Here is a 20,291-nt window from a genome sequence, read left to right on the forward strand (position 1 = left end):
TCACTGGCATGTCATGACTTAAACATCTAAGTAGTCAAGAATACCTTCTGCAGCTTGGCGACCTTCCCAGATTGCGGTTACCACAAGGTCAGATCCACGGACCATATCACCGCCGGCAAAAATTTTCGGATTCGATGTTTGGAACTTAAATTCTTGCTGTTCAGCAGCAATGACGCGACCTGAACCATCCATACTAATGTTTGATGTAGTAAACCAATCTGCAGGACTGGTACGGAAACCGAAGGCAAGCAATACTGCATCTGCTGGTAAAATTTCTTCTGAACCCGGAACTGGTTCAGGGCTTCGACGACCGCGACTATCAGGTGCACCTAGCTGTGTAGTCACAACTTTAACACCCGTCACTTTGCCATTTTCACCTACAATTTCAATCGGCTGACGATTAAATTGGAAATCTACGCCTTCTTCTCGCGCATTTTTCACTTCACGACGTGAACCCGGCATGTTTTCTTCATCACGACGGTAGGCACAAACAACCGATTCAGCACCTTGACGGATCGAGGTACGGTTACAGTCCATCGCGGTATCACCACCACCCAGAACAATCACTTTTTTGCCTTCCATGCTGATGTATTCAGATGGATCTTTTTCCCATCCTTGCGTACGGTTGACATTGGCAATCAAGAAATCCAGTGCATCATGCACACCAACAAGGTCTTCACCCGCGAAACCGCCCTTCATGTAGGTATAAGTTCCCATACCCATGAATACAGCGTCGTAATCAGCCAGTAGCTGATCAATGGTCACATCTGTACCAATTTCAGTATTTAGACGGAATTCAACGCCCATGCCAGAGAAAATCTCACGGCGACGTTTCATTACGTCTTTTTCCATTTTGAATTCTGGAATACCAAATGTCAGCAAACCACCAATTTCAGGACGTTTGTCGAATACAACTGGCTTCACACCATTACGTACAAGAATATCAGCACAGCCAAGGCCAGCAGGACCTGCACCAATAATCGCAACTTTTTTGTCTGTCCACTTAACGTGTGACATATCTGGACGCCAGCCCAATGCAAAGGCTGTATCGTTAATGTATTTTTCAGCATTACCAATGGTGACTGCACCAAAGCCGTCATTTAGCGTACATGCGCCTTCACATAAACGGTCTTGTGGGCACACACGACCACAAACTTCAGGCAATGTGTTGGTTTGATGACACAATTCTGCCGCTTGGAAAATGCGACCTTCTGCAATCAGTTTTAACCAGTTTGGAATGTAGTTATGTACTGGACATTTCCATTCACAATACGGGTTACCGCAACCTAAGCAGCGGTGTGTTTGGTTTTTTGCAACTTCAGCTGTAAACGGTTTATAGATTTCCACAAATTCTGCTTTGCGGACAACTAGATCTTTTTTCTCTGGATCTTGGCGTGCTACATCCAGGAACTGAAAGTCATTATTTAGGCGCTCTGCCATGTCTCTCTCCGTGGGTAGGTGTAAGCATGTTTGGACTTACACCTGCCTATCAAATCTGCAGTAGTGGAATTATTGTGGATCAGCTTGAGTTGTTTTCAACAAAGTCTGCAAATTAGCAGCTTTTGGTTTCACAAGCCAGAATTTGCGGCTATAGAAGTCAAACTCATTGCGGATCTTATACGCCCAAGCACTACCTGTTTCTTTAATATGTTCATCTAAGATACGGCATAAGAACTCTTTGTGTTCTTCCATCGATTCTGTAGAGATACGGTTCAATTCAATCAGTTCATGGTTGTAATGGTCAACAAAGTCATTGTCGAGGTCGAGCACATAAGCGAAACCGCCTGTCATACCCGCACCAAAGTTATGACCCACTTTACCCAATACAGTCACGATACCACCTGTCATGTATTCACAGCAGTGGTCGCCTGCCCCTTCAATCACAGCAAACGCACCTGAGTTACGTACTGCAAAACGCTCGCCTGCTGTACCTGCTGCAAACAATTTACCGCCTGTTGCACCATATAAACAGGTATTACCAATGATTGCAGTATTTTGCGTTTGGAACGGTGAACCTTTCGGTGGGAAGATCGAGATACGACCACCAGCCATACCTTTACCCACGTAGTCATTCGCATCACCTTCTAGGCTGATGTGTAAACCACCGGCGTTCCAAACACCCAATGACTGACCTGCAGTCCCTGTTAATTTAACTTTAACAGGGTGCGCTTCCATGCTGAGGTTGCCATAACGTTTTGCAATCTCACCTGAAATACGCGCGCCAATTGAACGGTCACAGTTACCAATAGTGAAACCGTATTCACCGCCTGTACCAGCTTCAATCGCTGGCAGCATTTCAGCTACCATTTTCTCAGCCAATAAGCCTTTATCGAATGGTGCATTACCTTGTACTTCACAGTACTGTGCTTTGCCTTCAGCCGCAGGATGCGATTGGAGCAATGCGCTCAAATCAAGGTGTGCATGTTTTTCAGTTTCACCCGGAAGCATTTCCAGTAAATCTGTACGACCAATCAAATCTTTGAGGCTAGACACACCGAGTGCCGCCAACCATTCACGGGTTTCTTCCGCAATAAAGTGGAAGAAATTGATCAGCATTTCAGGCTCACCGATATAGTGTTCCTGGCGTAAATGGTCTTGCTGAGTTGCAACACCAGTCGCACAGTTGTTTAAGTGGCAAATACGTAGGTATTTACAACCCAATGCGATCATTGGCGTAGAACCAAAACCGAAACTTTCAGCACCTAAAATCGCTGCTTTTACAACGTCTAGACCTGTTTTCAAACCACCATCAGTTTGTACACGTACTTTACCACGTAGGTCATTTACGCGAAGTGCTTGATGCGCCTCGCTCAGACCAAGTTCCCATGGTGAACCTGCATGGTGAATTGAAGAAAGTGGAGAAGCCGCTGTACCACCGTCATAACCAGAAATGGTAATGAAGTCTGCGTATGCTTTTGCTACACCTGCCGCAATCGTACCGACACCCGGCTCAGAAACCAGCTTAACGGACACCATCGCCTGTGGGTTAACCTGTTTTAAATCGAAAATTAACTGTGATAAATCTTCGATTGAGTAGATGTCGTGATGCGGTGGCGGAGAAATTAATGTCACACCCGGCACTGAGTAACGTAAACGTGCAATTAAGCCATTCACTTTACCGCCCGGCAACTGACCACCTTCACCTGGTTTTGCACCTTGCGCCACTTTAATTTGAAGGACTTCTGCAGAAGTTAGATATGCAGGGGTCACACCAAAACGGCCAGATGCAATTTGTTTGATTTTCGAGTTACGAATAGTGCCGTAACGCGCTGGGTCTTCGCCACCCTCACCTGAGTTCGAGCGACCGCCAATGGTATTCATTGCGATTGCAATAGCTTCGTGCGCTTCAGGTGACAAAGCACCTAAAGACATCCCAGCCGAGTCAAAACGTGGCAGAATTTCTTCAACGGATTCAACTTGATCGAGTGCAATCGATTGATCTGTTTTCAGCTTGAATAAGTCACGAATCGTCGCAATTGGACGGTTATTCACTAGCTCTGCGTATTCTTTAAAGTCCGCATAATTACCAGAACGCACAGATTTATGCAGCGCATTGATCACGTCTGGATTAAATGCGTGATATTCCTTACCGAATACAAACTTCAGCATACCGCCTTGATCGATTGGCTTACGTGATTTCCACGCCAAATCTGCCAATTTTTTCAAGTCATTTTCTAGATCAGAGAATGTTGCGCCTTTAATACGGCTCGGTACGCCAGTAAAGCATTTTGCAACCACTTCATCAGAAAGGCCGACCGCTTCAAACAGCTGACCGCCACGGTAAGAGGCAACAGTAGAAATACCCATCTTAGAAAGTACTTTCAATAAGCCTTTCTCAATACCTTTACGGAAGTTCGCTTGCGCATGAATTGGGTCACCCAACAATTCGCCTTTCGCGATCAAGTCATTAATCACGTCATATGCAAGGTAAGGATAGATCGCTGTCGCACCGAAACCAAGAATCACCGCAAACTGGTGTGCATCACGTGCTAAACCAGTTTCGACAATAATGTTAGCATCGGTACGAAGACCCACATTGATTAAATAATGGTGAACCGCACCAGTTGCCATCAATGCATTTGCAGGTAAGAAACCTTGACGGATTTTCTTATCAGACAATACAAGTAATGTCTTTCCATCGCGAATCGCTTGCGCAGATTCTTCACAAATACGCGCGATGGCAGCTTCTAAGCCTTCATTTTCTGCATAGTTCAGGTCGATATCTGCAATCTCGTAACCTTTACGACCAAGGGTACGGATTTGATGCATTTTCGAATTTGACAGTACTGGGCTTGAAATGATCAGACGATCTGCATGCTCTGGACCTTGTTCAAATACATTTTGTTCACGGCCGAGGCATGTCTCTAACGACATTACGATCGATTCACGTAATGGATCGATTGGCGGATTCGTAACCTGAGCGAACTGCTGACGGAAGTAGTCAGACACATGGCGCACCTGACGAGACAATACTGCCATTGGCGTATCATCACCCATTGAGCCCACGGCTTCCTGACCACTTTCAGCGATTGGACGAAGCAATTGGTCACGTTCTTCAAATGTCACCATGAACATTTTTTGTGAAGCTTTCAGGTCATCGCCTTTTAAGCCTTGATCACATAAATATTCTTCCAGCTCTGGACTGCCTTGTACACGTACTGAGTTTTCACGTAACCACTGACGGTACGGACGCATACGTTTGAGGTGATTACTCACATCTTGAGTATCGAGCATTTTGCCGGTAAAGGTATCGATCACCAAAATTTGACCCGGACCGACACGACCTTTAGATACAACGTCTTCAGGTTCATAACCCCAAACACCAATTTCTGATGCCAAGGTGATGTAACCATTTTTGGTAATTACCCAACGTGCTGGACGTAAACCATTACGGTCAAGCATACAAATCGCATGACGACCATCTTGAATTACCAGACCTGCTGGACCATCCCAAGCTTCCATATGTTTCGAGTTGAATTCGTAGAATGCACGTAAGTCAGCATCTATAGTTTCAACGTTTTGCCACGCTGGTGGAACCAACATGCGTAGCGCACGAAACAAGTCCATACCGCCACCAACAAGGATTTCCAGCATATTGTCTAAACTTGAAGAGTCCGAGCCTGTACGGTTTACGATTGGATTCAGCTCAGTTAAACCCGGCAATAATGGGTTTTCAAATTTTGGTGTACGTGCCATCGCCCAGTTACGGTTTGCAGTAATGGTATTGATCTCACCATTGTGTGCTAAGTAACGGAACGGCTGAGCCAATGGCCAACGAGGCAAGGTATTAGTTGAGAAACGCTGATGGAATACCACGATGTGTGACTTTAAACGCTCATCAGCAAGATCGGTATAGAAGTCAGCAATCGCTGCTGGCATCATCAAACCTTTATAGCTGATCACAGTTGAGCATAAAGTAGTTACATAGAAGTATGGGTCAGCAGTCAGCTGTTGTTCTGCACGACGACGTGCCATCACCAACTTACGGTTGAATTCAACCTCTGAAACACCCATTGGGCAATTCACGATAATTTGTTCAAATGCAGGTAATGACTGCATCGCGATTGAACCCAACGCATCGTTATTGGTTGGCACAACACGCCAAGCGATGACTTTACAGCCTTCGTCTTCGATTTCTTTGGTTAAAATTTGTTTTGCATGTGCGGCTAATGCAGGGTCTAGATTTAGAAATACCGTACCCACAGCAAAGATTTCACTCAATGTAATGTCACTGAGTTTTTTCGCTTCTTCACGGAAAAATTCTTTTGGCATAGCAAGGAGCAGACCGCAGCCGTCACCGGTTTTGCCATCTGCGGCAATACCACCACGGTGGGTCATACAACTTAAACTATGCATGGCGGTTTTGACGAGATCATGGCTTGCATCACCCTGCATATGGGCGATTAAACCGAAACCACAGTTATCTTTAAACTCATCCGGTTGGTATAAACCTTGAGCGGGAGCTACAGTATTAGGCGATGGCATGTGCATAGCGTACCCTTCTTTTCTTTACAGCTCTTTCGAGCACTTAACAAACTAATTTCTTGTTGCGATTCGTCTTAACTTACTCACATGAATTGTTCTGTCGAGCAAAATTATTTCTTATTCACACCCTTAAGATAAACCGAATCCATCTTTGATGCATGAATAAAAAGTCAAATTTTCTGCTTTTGCAGTTCAGATCAGGGATAACGACTGGATTAATGACTTCGCACTTTTATCGAATCATTTTCGCGCCAAAACAGGGAGAAAAGTTCAATTTACGCACCAATTAAGCAATTTATATGCCAACTTGATGCATTTTCCGCTAAGATGGCTGATTACAAGCATTTTTTAGTTATAACAAATAATTTAAATTATTCTTTTATACTTTTATGCACTTTTTCTGTGCAGTTCAAGCTTTTCCTAAGACGTCTTGCGCTATTTTAGAACTAATTAAATGGATCGGTTACTTCTTGCTCTACCGGTGCAGGTTTTGGACGTGGTGCATCTACACTACTTTGTGATTTTTGCACATCAATCACATTTCCTTCAGCATCACGACGAGTCACCGTAGTACTTGTCGTTGCATTAGTGGGTGTTGTTACCGTCGCTGCAGTCGCCGCTTTTCGTGCGGCAATTTGCGCTTCGTCAATTTTCGGTAAAGGCACAGATTTTAATTTAACAGCATATAACTTTTGACTCGACGACATTTCTTCTGTGCCCAAATCATTCACATATGCTTGATATTGTTTAAATTCCACAACTTCAGGTTTGATTGAAGCAGGCAAAGCGATGTTGAGGCTCGACATTGCAGCTTTGGCATCATTTTGCGACGAATATGGTCCAGTTAAAATGACGTATTGCTCAGGATGGTCTTCACCAGAAAGACGTAGATAAATAAATTTATGACGCTCAGGCTGCTTGCGTAAGAAGCTTTTTAAAATATCTTCTTCAGAAACCCGAAATAATTCAACACCATAAAGCTTGGCAGAGTCATTAATAAATTTAGTGCCGCGAAATTCTGGCTCATGTTGAGCTGTAGCAACCACACGGGTCGTCATATCAAGTGGACGTACTTCTTCATTTAATGCACCAAGATGGGACATTGCTGCCACTTTCTCTGGCTGAATTTGCAAATCCACTTCGGTTTCAGCTTGCTTTTCAACTTCAACCAATTCTTTGGTATCTGTAATCGCCCAGAAAACCAATGCAGCGAACAGACACACAGCTCCACCCACCAACCATGCGTAGTGATGAACTTTTTGCCATTGAGACTGCCGCGCTGCCATGATGTACCTACTCTGCCTGATTTGCCAAAATTGCCTGTTTCATTAACTCAACATCAAACTCTTTGGTGATGATGGCCTGACCTAATGATTTCAGTAAAATAAGTCGTAATTGCCCATTCAATACTTTTTTATCATGGGACATATACGCCAAAAACTCCTCTAGCGGAATTTTAGGGCAAACTATCGGTAATTGTGCACGTAAAATGATTTTTTTTGTACGCTCTAAATCTTCAACTGTGATCCAGCCCATACGATGGGACAAATCTGCAGCCATTACCATTCCTGTTGCAACAGCTTCACCATGCAACCATTCACCATATCCTAAGTACGATTCAATCGCATGACCAAAGGTATGACCCAGGTTTAATAACGCACGTTCGCCTTGTTCTTTTTCATCATTGGCCACAATACGCGCTTTATGGGCACATGAACGATAAACCGCTTCAGCCAACAAAGTTGCATCACCTGCAACTAAAGCATCCATATGCTGTTCAAGCCAAGTTAAGAATTCAACATCACCCAACAACGCATATTTGATCACTTCAGCCAAACCTGCAGAAAGTTCACGCGCTGGCAAAGTTTTTAATTGCGCCATATCCGCAAGGACCACTTGGGGTTGCTGAAAGGCACCGATCATGTTTTTACCTAGTGGATGGTTAATCCCTGTTTTGCCACCAACACTGGAATCCACTTGAGAAAGTAAAGTCGTCGGTACTTGAATAAAATACACACCACGTTGATAGCATGCAGAGGCAAAACCGGTCATATCTCCAATAACACCACCACCTAATGCCAAAACCGTACAATCGCGGTTAAAGCCTGCTTCGAGCAAGGCATCAAAAATTAAATTCAAATGGTCTAAATTTTTATACTTTTCACCATCAGGCAAAATACATGTCGCAACAGTTTTCCCTAATGCCTCAATTGCTTCTACATAACGTTTTAAATAGAGCGGGGCAACAGTGGTATTAGAGACAATCATCACTTGTTTACCCTGAATATAAGGCTCAAGTAAAGTTTGTGGATTAAGGTCACTCCCAATAAAAATAGGGTAGCGACGATCACCGAGTTCAACATGTAAGGTTTGCATGAATTTAACCTTTTCTAACGAGATATATTTTGTGAAACAATTAAATTAAAAATTTTTTGCGCAAGATCTCTCGCGGCACCTTGATTGGTTTCAATAATATAGTGCGCGACTTCACGATAAAGCGGATCACGGGCAGCCAATAAATCTCGTAGCTTTTGCTCTGGATTTTCCACTTGAAGAAGTGGGCGATTTTTGTCGCGGTAGGTTCGTTGTAACTGAATTTCCACCGGAGTATATAGATAAACAACAATACCACGTTGTTTTAAAAATTCACGATTTGGGGGCTGAGTCACAGCACCACCGCCAGTCGCCAAGACCAGTTGTTTCTTTGCAGTTAACTCATCAATGACATTCGTTTCACGACTTCTAAAGCCTTTTTCCCCTTCCTTTTCAAAAATCCAAGGAATGGTCGCACCTGTTTTACGTTCAATTTCATGATCACTGTCTAGAAATTCACGTCCTAACAATTCTGCTAAATGTCGCCCTACGGTTGTTTTTCCTGCCCCCATCGGCCCTACCAAATAGATATTTGGTAGGGTTTCAAACTCTTTGCTTGGCAAGGAGTCACCTATTTCTTTTGTTAAATTGAAAATATATTAATGATTTCTGGTAACACTGTCATTAACAATTCGCGGAGTAACAAAAATCAGTAACTCATTTTTTGCATCGCTTTTCAAATCTTTACGGAATAAGCGACCTACATAAGGAATATCACCTAAGAACGGTACTTTAATTTGCTTACTTTGTGTTTCCTGATTAAAAATACCGCCGAGCACAACAGTTTCACCATTGTTGACTAAGACATCGGTATTAATTTCATTTTTATTCAGGATAATTTCACCATTTTGTGCATATCCTGCTGGTGAGTCGCTCTTGATATTCAGCTTCATTTGCACTTTACCATCTGGAGTAATGCTAGGCGTGACATCCAAACTTAATAAAGCTTCTTTAAACTCGGTAGAAGAAGTTGCATTTGAACCTGTACCCGTTGTGGTTTGATACGGAATTTCTTGACCTGATGCAACTTTGGCAGGTTGTTTATCCGCTGTCAGTACCTTAGGTGTAGAAATGACTTCACCATAACCATCCGCTTGTAAAGCAGAAAGCTCTAAATCCAACATAAAATCAGAAAGACTAATTAAGCCGAACGCAATTCGACTGGCACCTGCAGTAGTCACACCTAAGTCCACGTTTAAGTTACTTGGACGTTGAATCGTATATTTACCATCATCATCCGGTGTTTTTAAGTCCCAAAGCGTAGTATCACTACCACCCACCAATAAATGGTCATTTTGGTTAATACCTTGAGACAAGAGACCCCATTTCACACCCATTTCTTTGGTAAAGTCGGTAGAAGCTTTTACAATACGTGCTTCGACCATGACCTGCTTGACTGATACATCAAGCAAATCCACCATCTTACGAATCTGATCAATGTTTTGCGCGGTATCATTAATAATCAGTGTATTTGTACGCGTATCTGCAGAAATCGTGCCTCGGGGACTTAACAAATTACCCCGATCATCATCAGCATTATTACTATTATTTGACGAACCGCTATTACCCGCAGTTTTAGACTGCGTAATCAGTTTCTCAATATCAGCTGCCTTAGCATAACTTAAAGTAAGATATTCTGTTTGAATGGGTGCCAACTTCATACTTTGACGTAAGGCTTTCGCTTCTTCTTCTTCCGCTTTAATCAACTCAGAAACAGGCGCAATCCAAATCACATTACCATTACGACGTTTGTCCAAATTCTTGGTTTTCAATACGATATCTAGTGCTTGATCCCAAGGCACATCTTTTAAGCGAAGTGTAATATTTCCTTGAACCGTATCAGCAGCAACCATATTGATTTCAGTGAAATCAGCCAAAAGTTGCAGCACACGACGTACTTCAATATCTTGGAAGTCTAATGAAATCTTCTTACCGGTATAATGATTGGCAGCTTTAGGACGTAATGGATTCTTATCTTCCGGACGTTTCAAACTTACCGTTAATTTATTATCAGTTTGGTACGCCATATATTCATAGCTGCCCGTCGACTGAATGGTAATCACACCATTACCGCCATCATTATGTGCATCTACCGTTGCAACAGGTGTTGCAAAATCATTGACATTTAAACGGCGAGTCAAATGTGCAGGTACTTTATTGCCTAAAGTACGGATCACCACTTTACTGCCTTGCTGTTGAACATCAACGGGAGTATTTCCACCGAGTAAATCAACAACAACTTGACCTTCACCATTAGAACCACGGTGGAAACCAATATTTGAGATGCCCTGTTGCTGACGTTGTGCTACAGGCTGTACATAATTTGCAGCTTGTGCAGAGTTGATTTTTAAAATAAAGGTATTACCTTCAACACGCGTGGTAAAAGCACCCGCATTGGCTAAATTTACCGTTAAGCGCGCACGTTGTGCATCCGAACTCACATCCACAGTGCTCGCTTCAGCTGTTGCCACAGGAATTGAACTTTGCTTTAAATTTTGCTGTGCTTTATCAAAATCTAAGACTAGTCGTGATGGTTGATCGAGTTGATAAGCTTGTGGTTGCGGCGGCAAGCCATTAAACATCACGCGAATTTCAGTCCCTTGACCTGGAATTTGCATTGGTACCACATTGGTTACACTCACCTGAGCATTGGCAACTTGCATCATCGCCATTGCAACAGCCCCCATCGAAAACTGACGAAACACATGATTCATTGTATTGCCATCCCCAAAAATAAAATCTTGTACACTATTCTTCATTTTTATTCCTTTAAGCTTAAGGTGCTGGTCCAATTAATATGAGACTTCTAGGACGCTCTACATATCCTTCTCGCCCATCCGGAATAATCTCAATCAAATCAATTTGCGTCGGGGTAATATTTACCACTCGACCATGATTGAGCCCCATATAACTTCCACGTTGAATACGCTCAACTTCACCATCAGGTGTCTGAATCAAGGCTAATATTTGCCCAGATTGGTTACGCATACTACCCTTCATATTCAGGGTTTCGAGTGCATAACTCTCCAAAGGTTGAGGCTGACGACTCAAGTTTGGATAAACACGCTTGCCTGCCATGATTTTAAGTTCTGCTGCCAAGGAACTTGGCAAGAACGGACTTTTTAATGAATGCGCTGCATAATTAAAAGTCTCGACAGGCACAAAATCTGGCGCAGGCTCAATCGCTAGTGGCGCTTGATTGCGTATATTTGCCATCTCTTGATTGACCACATCAATACGTGATTCACAACCTGCTAATACAAATCCAACCATCACAGAAAGTGCCAATTTATTCATTTTCATTTTGGAGCCTCCTGTGTACTTGCTGAATCTGCAGCTTTCGCAGCACTTTCAGTATTTCCTTCGTAACGATATGTTTTCGCAGAAATGACATAATCAATTTTTGGAATATCTGAGTTCTTTTCTTTATTTTCAGTTGCTGTAATCGTTAAATTATGCAAAGTCACAATCCGTGAAAGCCCGGCAATGCCACTAACAAATGAACCAAAGGCATGGTAATCACCCGTTGCTTCGATATGAATTGGCTGTTCCGTAAAGAACTCTTGCTTCACTTCAGGCTCAAGACGAATAATTTTAAATTTCAGTCCAGAATTCACGCCTGTTAAGTTGATATCTTCAACCAAACCTGGAATTTCAGTTTCTTTCGGCAATTGTTCTAATTGTTGATTAAAACGTGCTTCCATATCCTGCAACTGCAATTGATATTGTTGCAAATTACGTAGTTTTGAATCTTTTTCACGAAACTCATTCAACAAATTTTGTTCTTGTGCATTGGCACTTGAAATGGCTTCAATTTTGCCTTTAATCGCCAAGAAATAGCCCAAAATTGCCACAAGGATAATGATAAAAATCCAGCAGGTAATTTTGACTGAAATTGGCCAACTACCATAATTGTTTGGATCTAGCGTATTGAACTGCTGTACAAACTTATCAAAAGTCATTTTCTTTTTCGGAATGACAACCGCATCTTGATTCAATTGTTCAAATTCATCACGACTCATTTTGCAGCCTCCGGAGTTGGTGTTGCTGCAGTTTGTGCGTTAGATGTTTGCGCCGATGAAGCTGACTGTCCTGCATTTGCTGCTGGATCATTAATGGTCGGCTGCGCAATTTGCTCCAAATCAGCAGTCACAGTAAATGCACCATAAGATTCTTCTACGCGAGGAACCACTGACGTCGGCGCTTTGTCTTTTTTCTCTTCAGCCACAAGGAATGAGCTCATGAAGGCATTACGATACCAAGGTGATGCTTCCAAATTACGCAGTAAATCGGCAACAGTATTTGGACTTTCCGCACGCCCTTCGATCATAAATTTGTCGCCATTACGTTCAAATTTTGTGATGTACATATTGGCAGGTGTCACACGAACCAATTCATCTACAAGATGTACTGCGATTGGACGTTGACCTTGTAAGCCTTGAATCAACTTCATGCGTTCAATAATGGCATTACGCTGTTCTTGCAAACCGTCCAAAGACTTTAATTGAACATCTAAATTTTGGTTATGACTGATAATCAATTGGTTCGCTTGTTCTTGATCTTTTAATTTGTGATCAAAGTACAACCATGTTAAACCAACCCCAATTACCCCAATTAAGAAAGCCCCAATACAAAGTGCAATAAATTCTTTTTTTCGTTTCTCTCTTAGCTCATCACGCCAAGGGAGCAAGTTAATTTTTGCCATTAATCAAAACTCCTCAATGCTAGACCGCATGCCACCATGAGTGATGAGGCATCATTTTCAATTTTTTTAATATCAATTTGAGGTGAAAAACCCATTTGTAAGAATGGATTGGCAATCGTGACGCGGTAACCCAATTTTTGTTGAAGTAGTTTTGCAAGCCCCGGAATATTGGCATTCCCCCCTGCCAATAAAATATGGTCAATTTCGTTGAACTGTGAAGATGAAAAGAAGAACTGTAAAGAACGCGCTGCTTGTTGAACGACAGCTTCTAAGAAAGGTTCTAAGACTTCAACATCATAATCATCTGGCAAGGCACGTGTTTTTTTCGCACGACCCGCTTCTTCGAAAGACAATGCATAGCGATTTTGAATTTCCTGCGTCAATTGTTTGCCACCAAACACTTGCTCACGGGTATAAATCACTTTGTTATTCTGCATGACAGATAAGGTCGTCATACTATGACCAATATCTAAAATACCCACGGTATTCACACCCATTGGCAAAGTATCTGAGAAAACTTTAAACGCATTTTCAATTGCAAAGCTTTCTACATCGCCAATTTTTGGTGTAAGACCAGCAAGCTGAATGACTTCCGCACGCGCTTCGACATTTTCAATACGCGTAGCGACAAGCAAAACATTGACACGATTTGGGTTGGACAGACGATCTGGCAAGACCTCAAAATCAAGGCTCGCTTCATCAAGTGGGAACGGAATATATTGCTCAGCATCATCACGAATCTGAATTTCACGTTCATCATCGTTCATATCTGCGTCCATTTCGATGATTTTTGTAATCACCATCGACGTTGGAACCGCCAAAGCTGCATTAGTGGTCTGCGTATTGGCCAAATTAATTGCGCGCTCTAAACAGTCACCGACAGCTTCCGGATTCAATATGTTCTTTTCAACAACACTTCCTTCTGGTAACGGGACCAAAGCATAGCTTTCTACCCAATACCGTCCACTTTTTACAGAAAGTTCCAAAACCTTAACAGAAGTCGAACTAATATCTACTCCTATTAACCCCTTATTTGGCTTACGATATAACCTGAGCACAATATAATTCCTATTATTTTTTTATCCCCAAAAAAAATTAACCCACTAATTAGCATTGGTCTATAATTTTATACAGATACAATAACTCATCTAACAATCCGTATATCGAAAGGATATACTGACCACCAATTAGTTTGCCATTAGCTCTTATTAAAACTTACTTGTTATGAAAAAGCTATCTTGTTCAGGCCTTGTTCATCCATTTTTTTTGGCCATTATTATTATTTTGGTCGCAATTCCAATGGGTTTCTATGGCATGTATCTCTATATTGCCCCGTCTTTGCCTGAAATGTCCATCTTAAAAAAGGCTCCATTATTAAAACCATTACAGGTTTATAGTGCTGATAATGAGCTGATTGCAGAATATGGTGGCAAACTTTCGGTCCCTGTAGAGTACGACCAAATCCCGTCTCATTTCATTCATGGCTTTTTAGCTGCGGAAGATTCTTCGTTTTTTGAACACAGCGGTATTAGTTTCAAAGGATTGGGGCGTGCCGTCAGTGAAAGTATTACCGGTTCCGATGTGCAAACCGGTGGTTCAACCATTACCATGCAGGTTGCAAAAAACTATTATCTGACTCCAGAGCGTACTTTAAAACGTAAACTGACCGAAGTTTTCCTTGCTCGAAAAATTGAACAAAATCTAAGTAAAGAAGAAATTTTAACGCTGTATGTCAACAAAATCTTTTTAGGAAAAAATGCCTACGGGATCGCAGCAGCAGCAAAAATTTATTATAACAAGAGCCTGCAAGATTTAAGTTTGGCTCAAATGGCAATGATTTCAGGCTTACCTAAAGCACCTTCAAAATACAATCCTGTAGCCAACCCAAAACGTGCTTTAGAGCGTCGTAATTGGATTTTAGGCCGTATGTTGCAATTGGGGTATATCAATCAATCTGAATATCAAAAAGCGATTGCTGAACCGATTAATCTCGATATGCCTGACCGCGGGGTCAGCAACAAATTCCCCTACGTCGGGGAAATGGTTCGCTCTGAGCTCGTAGAAAAGCTTGGTGAACAAGCGACGGATTCTGGCTATAAAGTCTACACCACTATCAACAGCCAACGCCAAGCCTATGCTGAGCAGGCTGTACAAGAGGGTCTCGAAGCTTACGATAGACGACATGGTTGGCGTGGTGCAGAAGCACATGATGAACCCTTAAAAAACTTTATTCCATATGCCAACACCTATCCTGCCGAAGTAACCAAAGTCAACAACACCAGTATCGAAGTGTTGATGCAAGACGGCAGTAGTGTGACAGTTCCATGGTCAGGTTTATCTTGGGCACGTCCCTATCGCAATGCCAATAGTGTAGGCAATGCGCCTAGCAAAGCCTCTCAAATTGTAAAAGTAAAAGATATTATTCGCCTACGTCCGAATGCGGACAAAAGCTCATGGGCTTTGGTGCAAATTCCCAAAGCGCAAGGTCAATTAATTGCACTTAATCCCAACAATGGTGGTATTGAAGCCATTGTGGGTGGTTATAATTTTTATCAATCTAAATTTAACCGTGCTCTACAAGCCTGGCGTCAGCCGGGTTCAACCATTAAACCCTTTGTTTATGCTTTAGCACTTGAACGTGGCATGACTCCGTATTCCATGGTCAATGACAATCCAATTACGATTGGCAAGTGGACGCCTAAAAACTCTGACGGTCGCTATTTAGGGATGATACCTCTACGCCGTGCCCTCTATTTATCACGTAACACAGTTTCAGTACGCTTATTACAAGTCGTCGGGATTGAACGTACTCGCCAATTATTTATGGATTTTGGCTTACAAGAAAACCAAATTCCAAGTAACTACACCATTGCTTTAGGTACCCCACAGGTGTTGCCGATTCAAATGGCGACAGGTTATGCGACTTTTGCCAACGGTGGATATCGTATTCAACCCCATTTTATTAGCCGTATTGAAGATGCTTATGGCAAAGTCATTTATCAAGCCAATCCTGAATATGCATGTATTCAATGTATCAATCAAAAGGACGAAGTTGAATCTGCAGATCCGACCACGCCGGATGATGAAGTGATTGAAGTCACCAATCAGGATAACAAGCCCGCTGAATCAAAAATTTCCGATACTGAAGCAGCAAACTATAAACAAGCTCAGCGGATTTTGAAGTCAAGTTCAGCCTTTGATATGGCGAACATCTTGCGTGACGTGATCCAACACGGTACAGGTCGTGCGGCTTTAAAAATTGGTCGCGGTGATTTAGGCGGTAAAACCGGTACAACCAATGATGCAAAAGACGCGTGGTTTGCTGGATTTAATGGAAAATTGGTCACTGTGGCTTGGGTCGGTTTTGACCAACCCTCTACTTTAGGTCGCCGTGAATATGGTGGTGTTGCAGCATTGCCTATTTGGTCAGATTTTATGGCGAAATCACTTAAAGGCACACCTGAAGCTTGGGTGCGTTTAGACACCCATGCCAAGAATCCAATCAACCGTAATTCGGCTAAAGCGACTCAAGGTCAACCTGAACAAGATCGTGCAGCAACGCCACCAATGGCTCAACCGCTGTATCGTCCTGCTCCTGTTGCACCGAAGCCTCAGGCTTCGCAAAATGATTTTGACGACCTTCCTGGGTCTACTGAAACCAATCTTGCACCGACTCGAACTGCGCCTCCGCCAATGCAGCCTAAACCACAAGGTGCAGAGCATAAAACGGACGCACTTGATCATCTCATCGATCAAGTTCAGTAAATACTGCATAAAAAAAGCCCTCAAACGAGGGCTTTTTTATCACTTCCAATGCATTATTTCTTTTTAAAGAGATAAATTTGATACTGCGCTTGCAACTCAAATTGTTCATTTTTTTCTAGAGCTTCTCGACGCTCAGCTTTCACTTTATAGGCATAAGGCGTCATTGCAATTAAGTTTTTGAGATCCTGCTGAGAAAGTGACATTTTCGCTTGAACCACTTGTTCACTTTCCAATTCAAAATCATTCGCCAGTTGTTCCACAAATTTATGCGGTTCATGTAGTTTTACTTCTTCAAACAGGGCTTCACGCATTGCATAAAGATGCTCTGGCGCAGGTGTAACCACCATCAAGTGCCCTTCAGGCTTTAACACCCGAAGGATTTCTTCTTGAGGAATAGGACTAAATAAACTCGTACACAAGTCAATCGAATGATCTAATACAGGTAAGGTTGCCCCTGTCCCAACCACCCAAGTCACCTCTTTATTCAGTTTAGCGGCCACTTGTACTGCATTTTTAGCGATATCGACACCCACACACTGTAATACTTCAGCTTGCATCGCATCGGTGTAATAGCCTTCACCACAGCCAATATCCAACAAGTTTTCAACCCTTAATTTTTGAATCAAAGCCACCACTTCCTGTTGCAGAGGTGCATAGTGACCGGCACTCAAAAACGCACGACGCGCCTGTACAGATTCTGGCGTATCGCCTGGGTTTTTACTGTGTTTATGCTGAACCACATGTAAATTGACATAGCCTTGTTTTGCAACATCATAGCTATGATTATTTTCACAGCGCCATGTCCGCTCTGTGAGTTTTAATGCTTCACGGCATACAGGACACATCAACAGGTTCATCATTTACTCCACTATATTTTGAAATAAAAAAACCGGCATCTGTGGGAGCAAATGCCGGTTTCGTTTATTTATTTGCTTAACGTAATTTTAAAGTCATTAGACCCAAAACTACCAGCATAATTGTAATAATCCAGAAACGAATCACCACCTGCGTTTCACGCCATCCCTTTTTTTCATAGTGATGGTGTAGCGGTGCCATTAAGAATACACGCTTGTTCCGCATACGCAGCGAGCCAATTTGCAAGAAGACAGAAATAGCTTCAACCACAAAGACACCGCCCATAATGGCAAAAACGATTTCTTGACGAACCATGACTGCAATCGTACCGAGCATCGCACCTAGAGATAAGGCACCGACATCACCCATAAAGACTTGAGCAGGATGCGCATTAAACCATAAGAATGCCAAGCCAGCACCGATCATTGCCGCACAGATCACGACAAGTTCAGATGCATATTTCACATAAGGGATATGTAAATAATCAGCAAAACGGACATCACCAGCCAGATAAGCAAATACACCTAAACCTGCGGCAACCAAAACGATTGGCATAATCGCCAAACCATCCAAACCATCGGTTAAGTTCACAGCATTGGATGCGCCGTTAATCACCAAATAAGTAAAGACAATAAAGCCGATACCAAGTGGGATAATAGACAACGGAATGCTAATTTCTTTAAAGAATGGAATCAGCAGATCCAACATATTTGAAGTATGTACTGGGTTTGCTTGCTGTGTCGCAATCACATAGAGTGCAATACCAGCACCTAAAGATGCCACAGAAGTCCAAAAGAATTTCTTCTTCGCAGGCAGACCTGCATTGTCTTTATAACGGATTTTAATCCAGTCATCGGCCCAGCCAACAGCACCAAAGATCACCATCACGCCAAGTACAATCCATACATAAGGGTTTGAAAGATCGGCCCAAAGTAAGGTTGAAATCCCAATAGACAGTAAAATCAACACACCACCCATAGTTGGTGTGCCCATTTTTTTGGCATGATTTTCAGGTGCAAATGAACTGACTGCCTGACCATATTTGAGAGCTTGCAATTTGCGAATCATCACAGGTCCAAGTAACAGACCAATGGCCAATGCCGTTAAGACACTGAGTAGCGAACGAAGCGTTAAATAACGAACAACCTGAAACGAGCTGTGATAACCCGCAAGCTGCTCAAATAACCATAACAGCATTAAAGTTTCTCCATCAATTCAGCCATCAAAGTTTCCATGTGGGTATAACGAGAACCTTTAAACAGGAAACTCATGGACTGAGGCTGATGTGTTTTGACTAGACTAATTAATAACGGTAAGGCCTGTTCTTGAGATAGAAAGGCCTGTAATTTTTTACCATATTGGGTACTGCGCGCGCCTTCTTGCACGGCAGGTGAAAACTCACCGACAGCAACGACAAATTGAAGACCGGCGTGTGAAACAAGGTCACGTCCCAACATGTAGTGCTGCTGTGCAGCAGATGAACCTAACTCACCAATATCCCCAATAACCATGACTTTGATGCCATCTTGCTGCGCAAGTACATCAGCAGCAGCACGCATTGAGGTTGGATTTGCATTGTAGGTATCATCAATAAACAGATAATCTTTATGTTGAATAAAGTTTAGACGACCTTTGGCACCAGTTGCATGTTCAAGACCCACAACGATGTCATCTAAACTCACACCAATCGACAACGCGAAAGCTGCGGCTGCAGTGGCATTTTGCACATTATGTTCACCAGCAAATGGCAGTTGAACTGGACGTGCACCTTGTGGCGTATTTAAGATAAATCGTGAAGATTGAGCCTGAAGTTCAGTTTCAGTCGCAAAGACATCCCCACCCTGACCAAAACTCATTACTTGCTCAGTTTGCACCGCTTGACGAATGGCATCTGTAAAATCATCTGCCGCAGGGACAATCGAAGTTCCTGTTTTCGCTATATGTGCATAAATTTCAGACTTGGCACGACAAATACCATCACGCCCACCAAACTCCCCCATATGAGCGGTGCCAATATTTAAAATACCGGCAACCTGAGGCTGTACCAAATTTGAGGTGTAATCAATTTCACCTTTATGACTGGCACCAAGCTCCATCACGGCATACTGATGTTCTGGACGTAACTCAAGTAACATCATCGGTACGCCAAGGTCATTATTTAAATTACCGCGCGTAATTAACGTTGGTGCAAGACGAGAAAGGATACTCCCGAGCATCTCTTTGGTTGTGGTTTTACCACTACTTCCTGTCAAGGCAATCACTTTTAAGGCTGGGTTTTGGGCACGACGAAATGCACCTAAATGTCCAAGTGCTAAACGTGTATCTGCAACCACCAACTGACAAATATCCACATCGACCGGATGACTGACAATGGCAATTTCACAACCCTTTTCAGCCACTTGAGCAAGGAAATCATGCGCATCAAAGCGTTCACCTTTCAGGGCAAGAAAAGCATCTCCTTGCTCTGCATGACGTGAATCGGTCAAAATTCGTTTCACAGGACCTGTCGGCGCTTGATTATTATGCCAGTGCCCTTGTGTCGCTTGAACCAACTGTTCGGCAGTCCAAGGTTCTAACGGAACCGTACTGGTCGTTGAAGTATGCATAT

14 protein-coding genes are annotated in these 20,291 nt (G+C 42.7%); 1 reads left to right on the forward strand and 13 read right to left on the reverse strand.

All coding sequences use genetic code 11. The features are described 5' to 3' along the window. Positions 1 to 18: 18 nt before the first annotated feature. The 10 genes from FTU36_RS07160 to FTU36_RS07205 all read right to left on the reverse strand — a co-directional run bounded on the left by FTU36_RS07160 (position 19) and on the right by FTU36_RS07205 (position 14,121). Complete coding sequence (locus FTU36_RS07160; protein WP_078189374.1) at positions 19 to 1,440, reverse strand: FAD-dependent oxidoreductase; 1,422 nt, start codon at positions 1,438 to 1,440, stop codon at positions 19 to 21. Positions 1,441 to 1,509: 69 nt separating this feature from the next. Beyond that, the gene (gene gltB / locus FTU36_RS07165; RefSeq protein ID WP_180117241.1) at positions 1,510 to 5,985 is read right to left on the reverse strand and encodes a glutamate synthase large subunit; all 4,476 of its coding nucleotides are present in this window, start codon (positions 5,983 to 5,985) and stop codon (positions 1,510 to 1,512) included. A gap of 446 nt (positions 5,986 to 6,431) precedes the next feature. Continuing rightward, positions 6,432 to 7,271 carry a hypothetical protein gene (locus tag FTU36_RS07170; protein ID WP_180117243.1) on the reverse strand — a complete coding sequence of 280 codons (840 nt, stop codon included), beginning with the start codon at positions 7,269 to 7,271 and terminating at the stop codon, positions 6,432 to 6,434. A gap of 7 nt (positions 7,272 to 7,278) precedes the next feature. Beyond that, positions 7,279 to 8,361 (reverse strand): 3-dehydroquinate synthase, encoded by a 1,083-nt coding sequence (gene aroB / locus FTU36_RS07175; RefSeq protein ID WP_180117245.1) that lies wholly within the window; start codon positions 8,359 to 8,361, stop codon positions 7,279 to 7,281. Between the two features lie 14 nt (positions 8,362 to 8,375). Further along, the gene (aroK, locus tag FTU36_RS07180) at positions 8,376 to 8,921 is read right to left on the reverse strand and encodes a shikimate kinase AroK (RefSeq protein ID WP_078189378.1); all 546 of its coding nucleotides are present in this window, start codon (positions 8,919 to 8,921) and stop codon (positions 8,376 to 8,378) included. 36 nt (positions 8,922 to 8,957) lie between these two features. Beyond that, a complete protein-coding gene (gene pilQ / locus FTU36_RS07185) occupies positions 8,958 to 11,072 on the reverse strand; it encodes a type IV pilus secretin PilQ (RefSeq protein ID WP_180117282.1) in 2,115 nt (704 codons plus the stop codon). A 61-nt stretch (positions 11,073 to 11,133) separates the two neighbouring features. Further along, the gene (locus FTU36_RS07190; protein ID WP_078192530.1) at positions 11,134 to 11,661 is read right to left on the reverse strand and encodes a pilus assembly protein PilP; all 528 of its coding nucleotides are present in this window, start codon (positions 11,659 to 11,661) and stop codon (positions 11,134 to 11,136) included. Continuing rightward, the gene (locus FTU36_RS07195) at positions 11,658 to 12,380 is read right to left on the reverse strand and encodes a type 4a pilus biogenesis protein PilO (RefSeq protein WP_078189381.1); all 723 of its coding nucleotides are present in this window, start codon (positions 12,378 to 12,380) and stop codon (positions 11,658 to 11,660) included. The genes FTU36_RS07190 and FTU36_RS07195 overlap by 4 nt, the downstream gene beginning before the upstream one ends. Beyond that, positions 12,377 to 13,063 (reverse strand): PilN domain-containing protein, encoded by a 687-nt coding sequence (locus tag FTU36_RS07200; RefSeq protein ID WP_180117247.1) that lies wholly within the window; start codon positions 13,061 to 13,063, stop codon positions 12,377 to 12,379. The genes FTU36_RS07195 and FTU36_RS07200 overlap by 4 nt, the downstream gene beginning before the upstream one ends. Continuing rightward, a complete protein-coding gene (locus FTU36_RS07205) occupies positions 13,063 to 14,121 on the reverse strand; it encodes a pilus assembly protein PilM (RefSeq protein WP_078189383.1) in 1,059 nt (352 codons plus the stop codon). The genes FTU36_RS07200 and FTU36_RS07205 overlap by 1 nt, the downstream gene beginning before the upstream one ends. 166 nt (positions 14,122 to 14,287) lie before the next feature. Between FTU36_RS07205 and ponA the strand changes: the two genes are divergently transcribed. Then, entirely contained in the window at positions 14,288 to 16,828 is a 2,541-nt protein-coding gene (gene ponA, locus FTU36_RS07210) for a penicillin-binding protein PBP1a (protein WP_180117249.1), read from the forward strand. A 53-nt stretch (positions 16,829 to 16,881) separates the two neighbouring features. On the opposite strand, the gene FTU36_RS07215 is transcribed toward ponA, so the two are convergent. The 3 genes from FTU36_RS07215 to murF form a co-directional block, all read right to left on the reverse strand. Next, complete coding sequence (locus FTU36_RS07215; RefSeq protein ID WP_180055437.1) at positions 16,882 to 17,685, reverse strand: putative RNA methyltransferase; 804 nt, start codon at positions 17,683 to 17,685, stop codon at positions 16,882 to 16,884. A gap of 76 nt (positions 17,686 to 17,761) precedes the next feature. Next, complete coding sequence (gene mraY / locus FTU36_RS07220) at positions 17,762 to 18,880, reverse strand: phospho-N-acetylmuramoyl-pentapeptide-transferase (RefSeq protein ID WP_078189386.1); 1,119 nt, start codon at positions 18,878 to 18,880, stop codon at positions 17,762 to 17,764. Next, positions 18,880 to 20,289, reverse strand: a complete 1,410-nt coding sequence (gene murF / locus FTU36_RS07225) for a UDP-N-acetylmuramoyl-tripeptide--D-alanyl-D-alanine ligase (protein ID WP_180117251.1) — start codon at positions 20,287 to 20,289, stop codon at positions 18,880 to 18,882. Before murF ends, mraY begins: the two co-directional genes overlap by 1 nt. Between the last annotated feature and the right edge of the window lie 2 nt (positions 20,290 to 20,291).

It is taken from the genome of Acinetobacter sp. YH12096, assembly GCF_013419215.1.
In the GTDB taxonomy this organism is placed as follows: Bacteria; Pseudomonadota; Gammaproteobacteria; order Pseudomonadales; family Moraxellaceae; genus Acinetobacter; species Acinetobacter amyesii.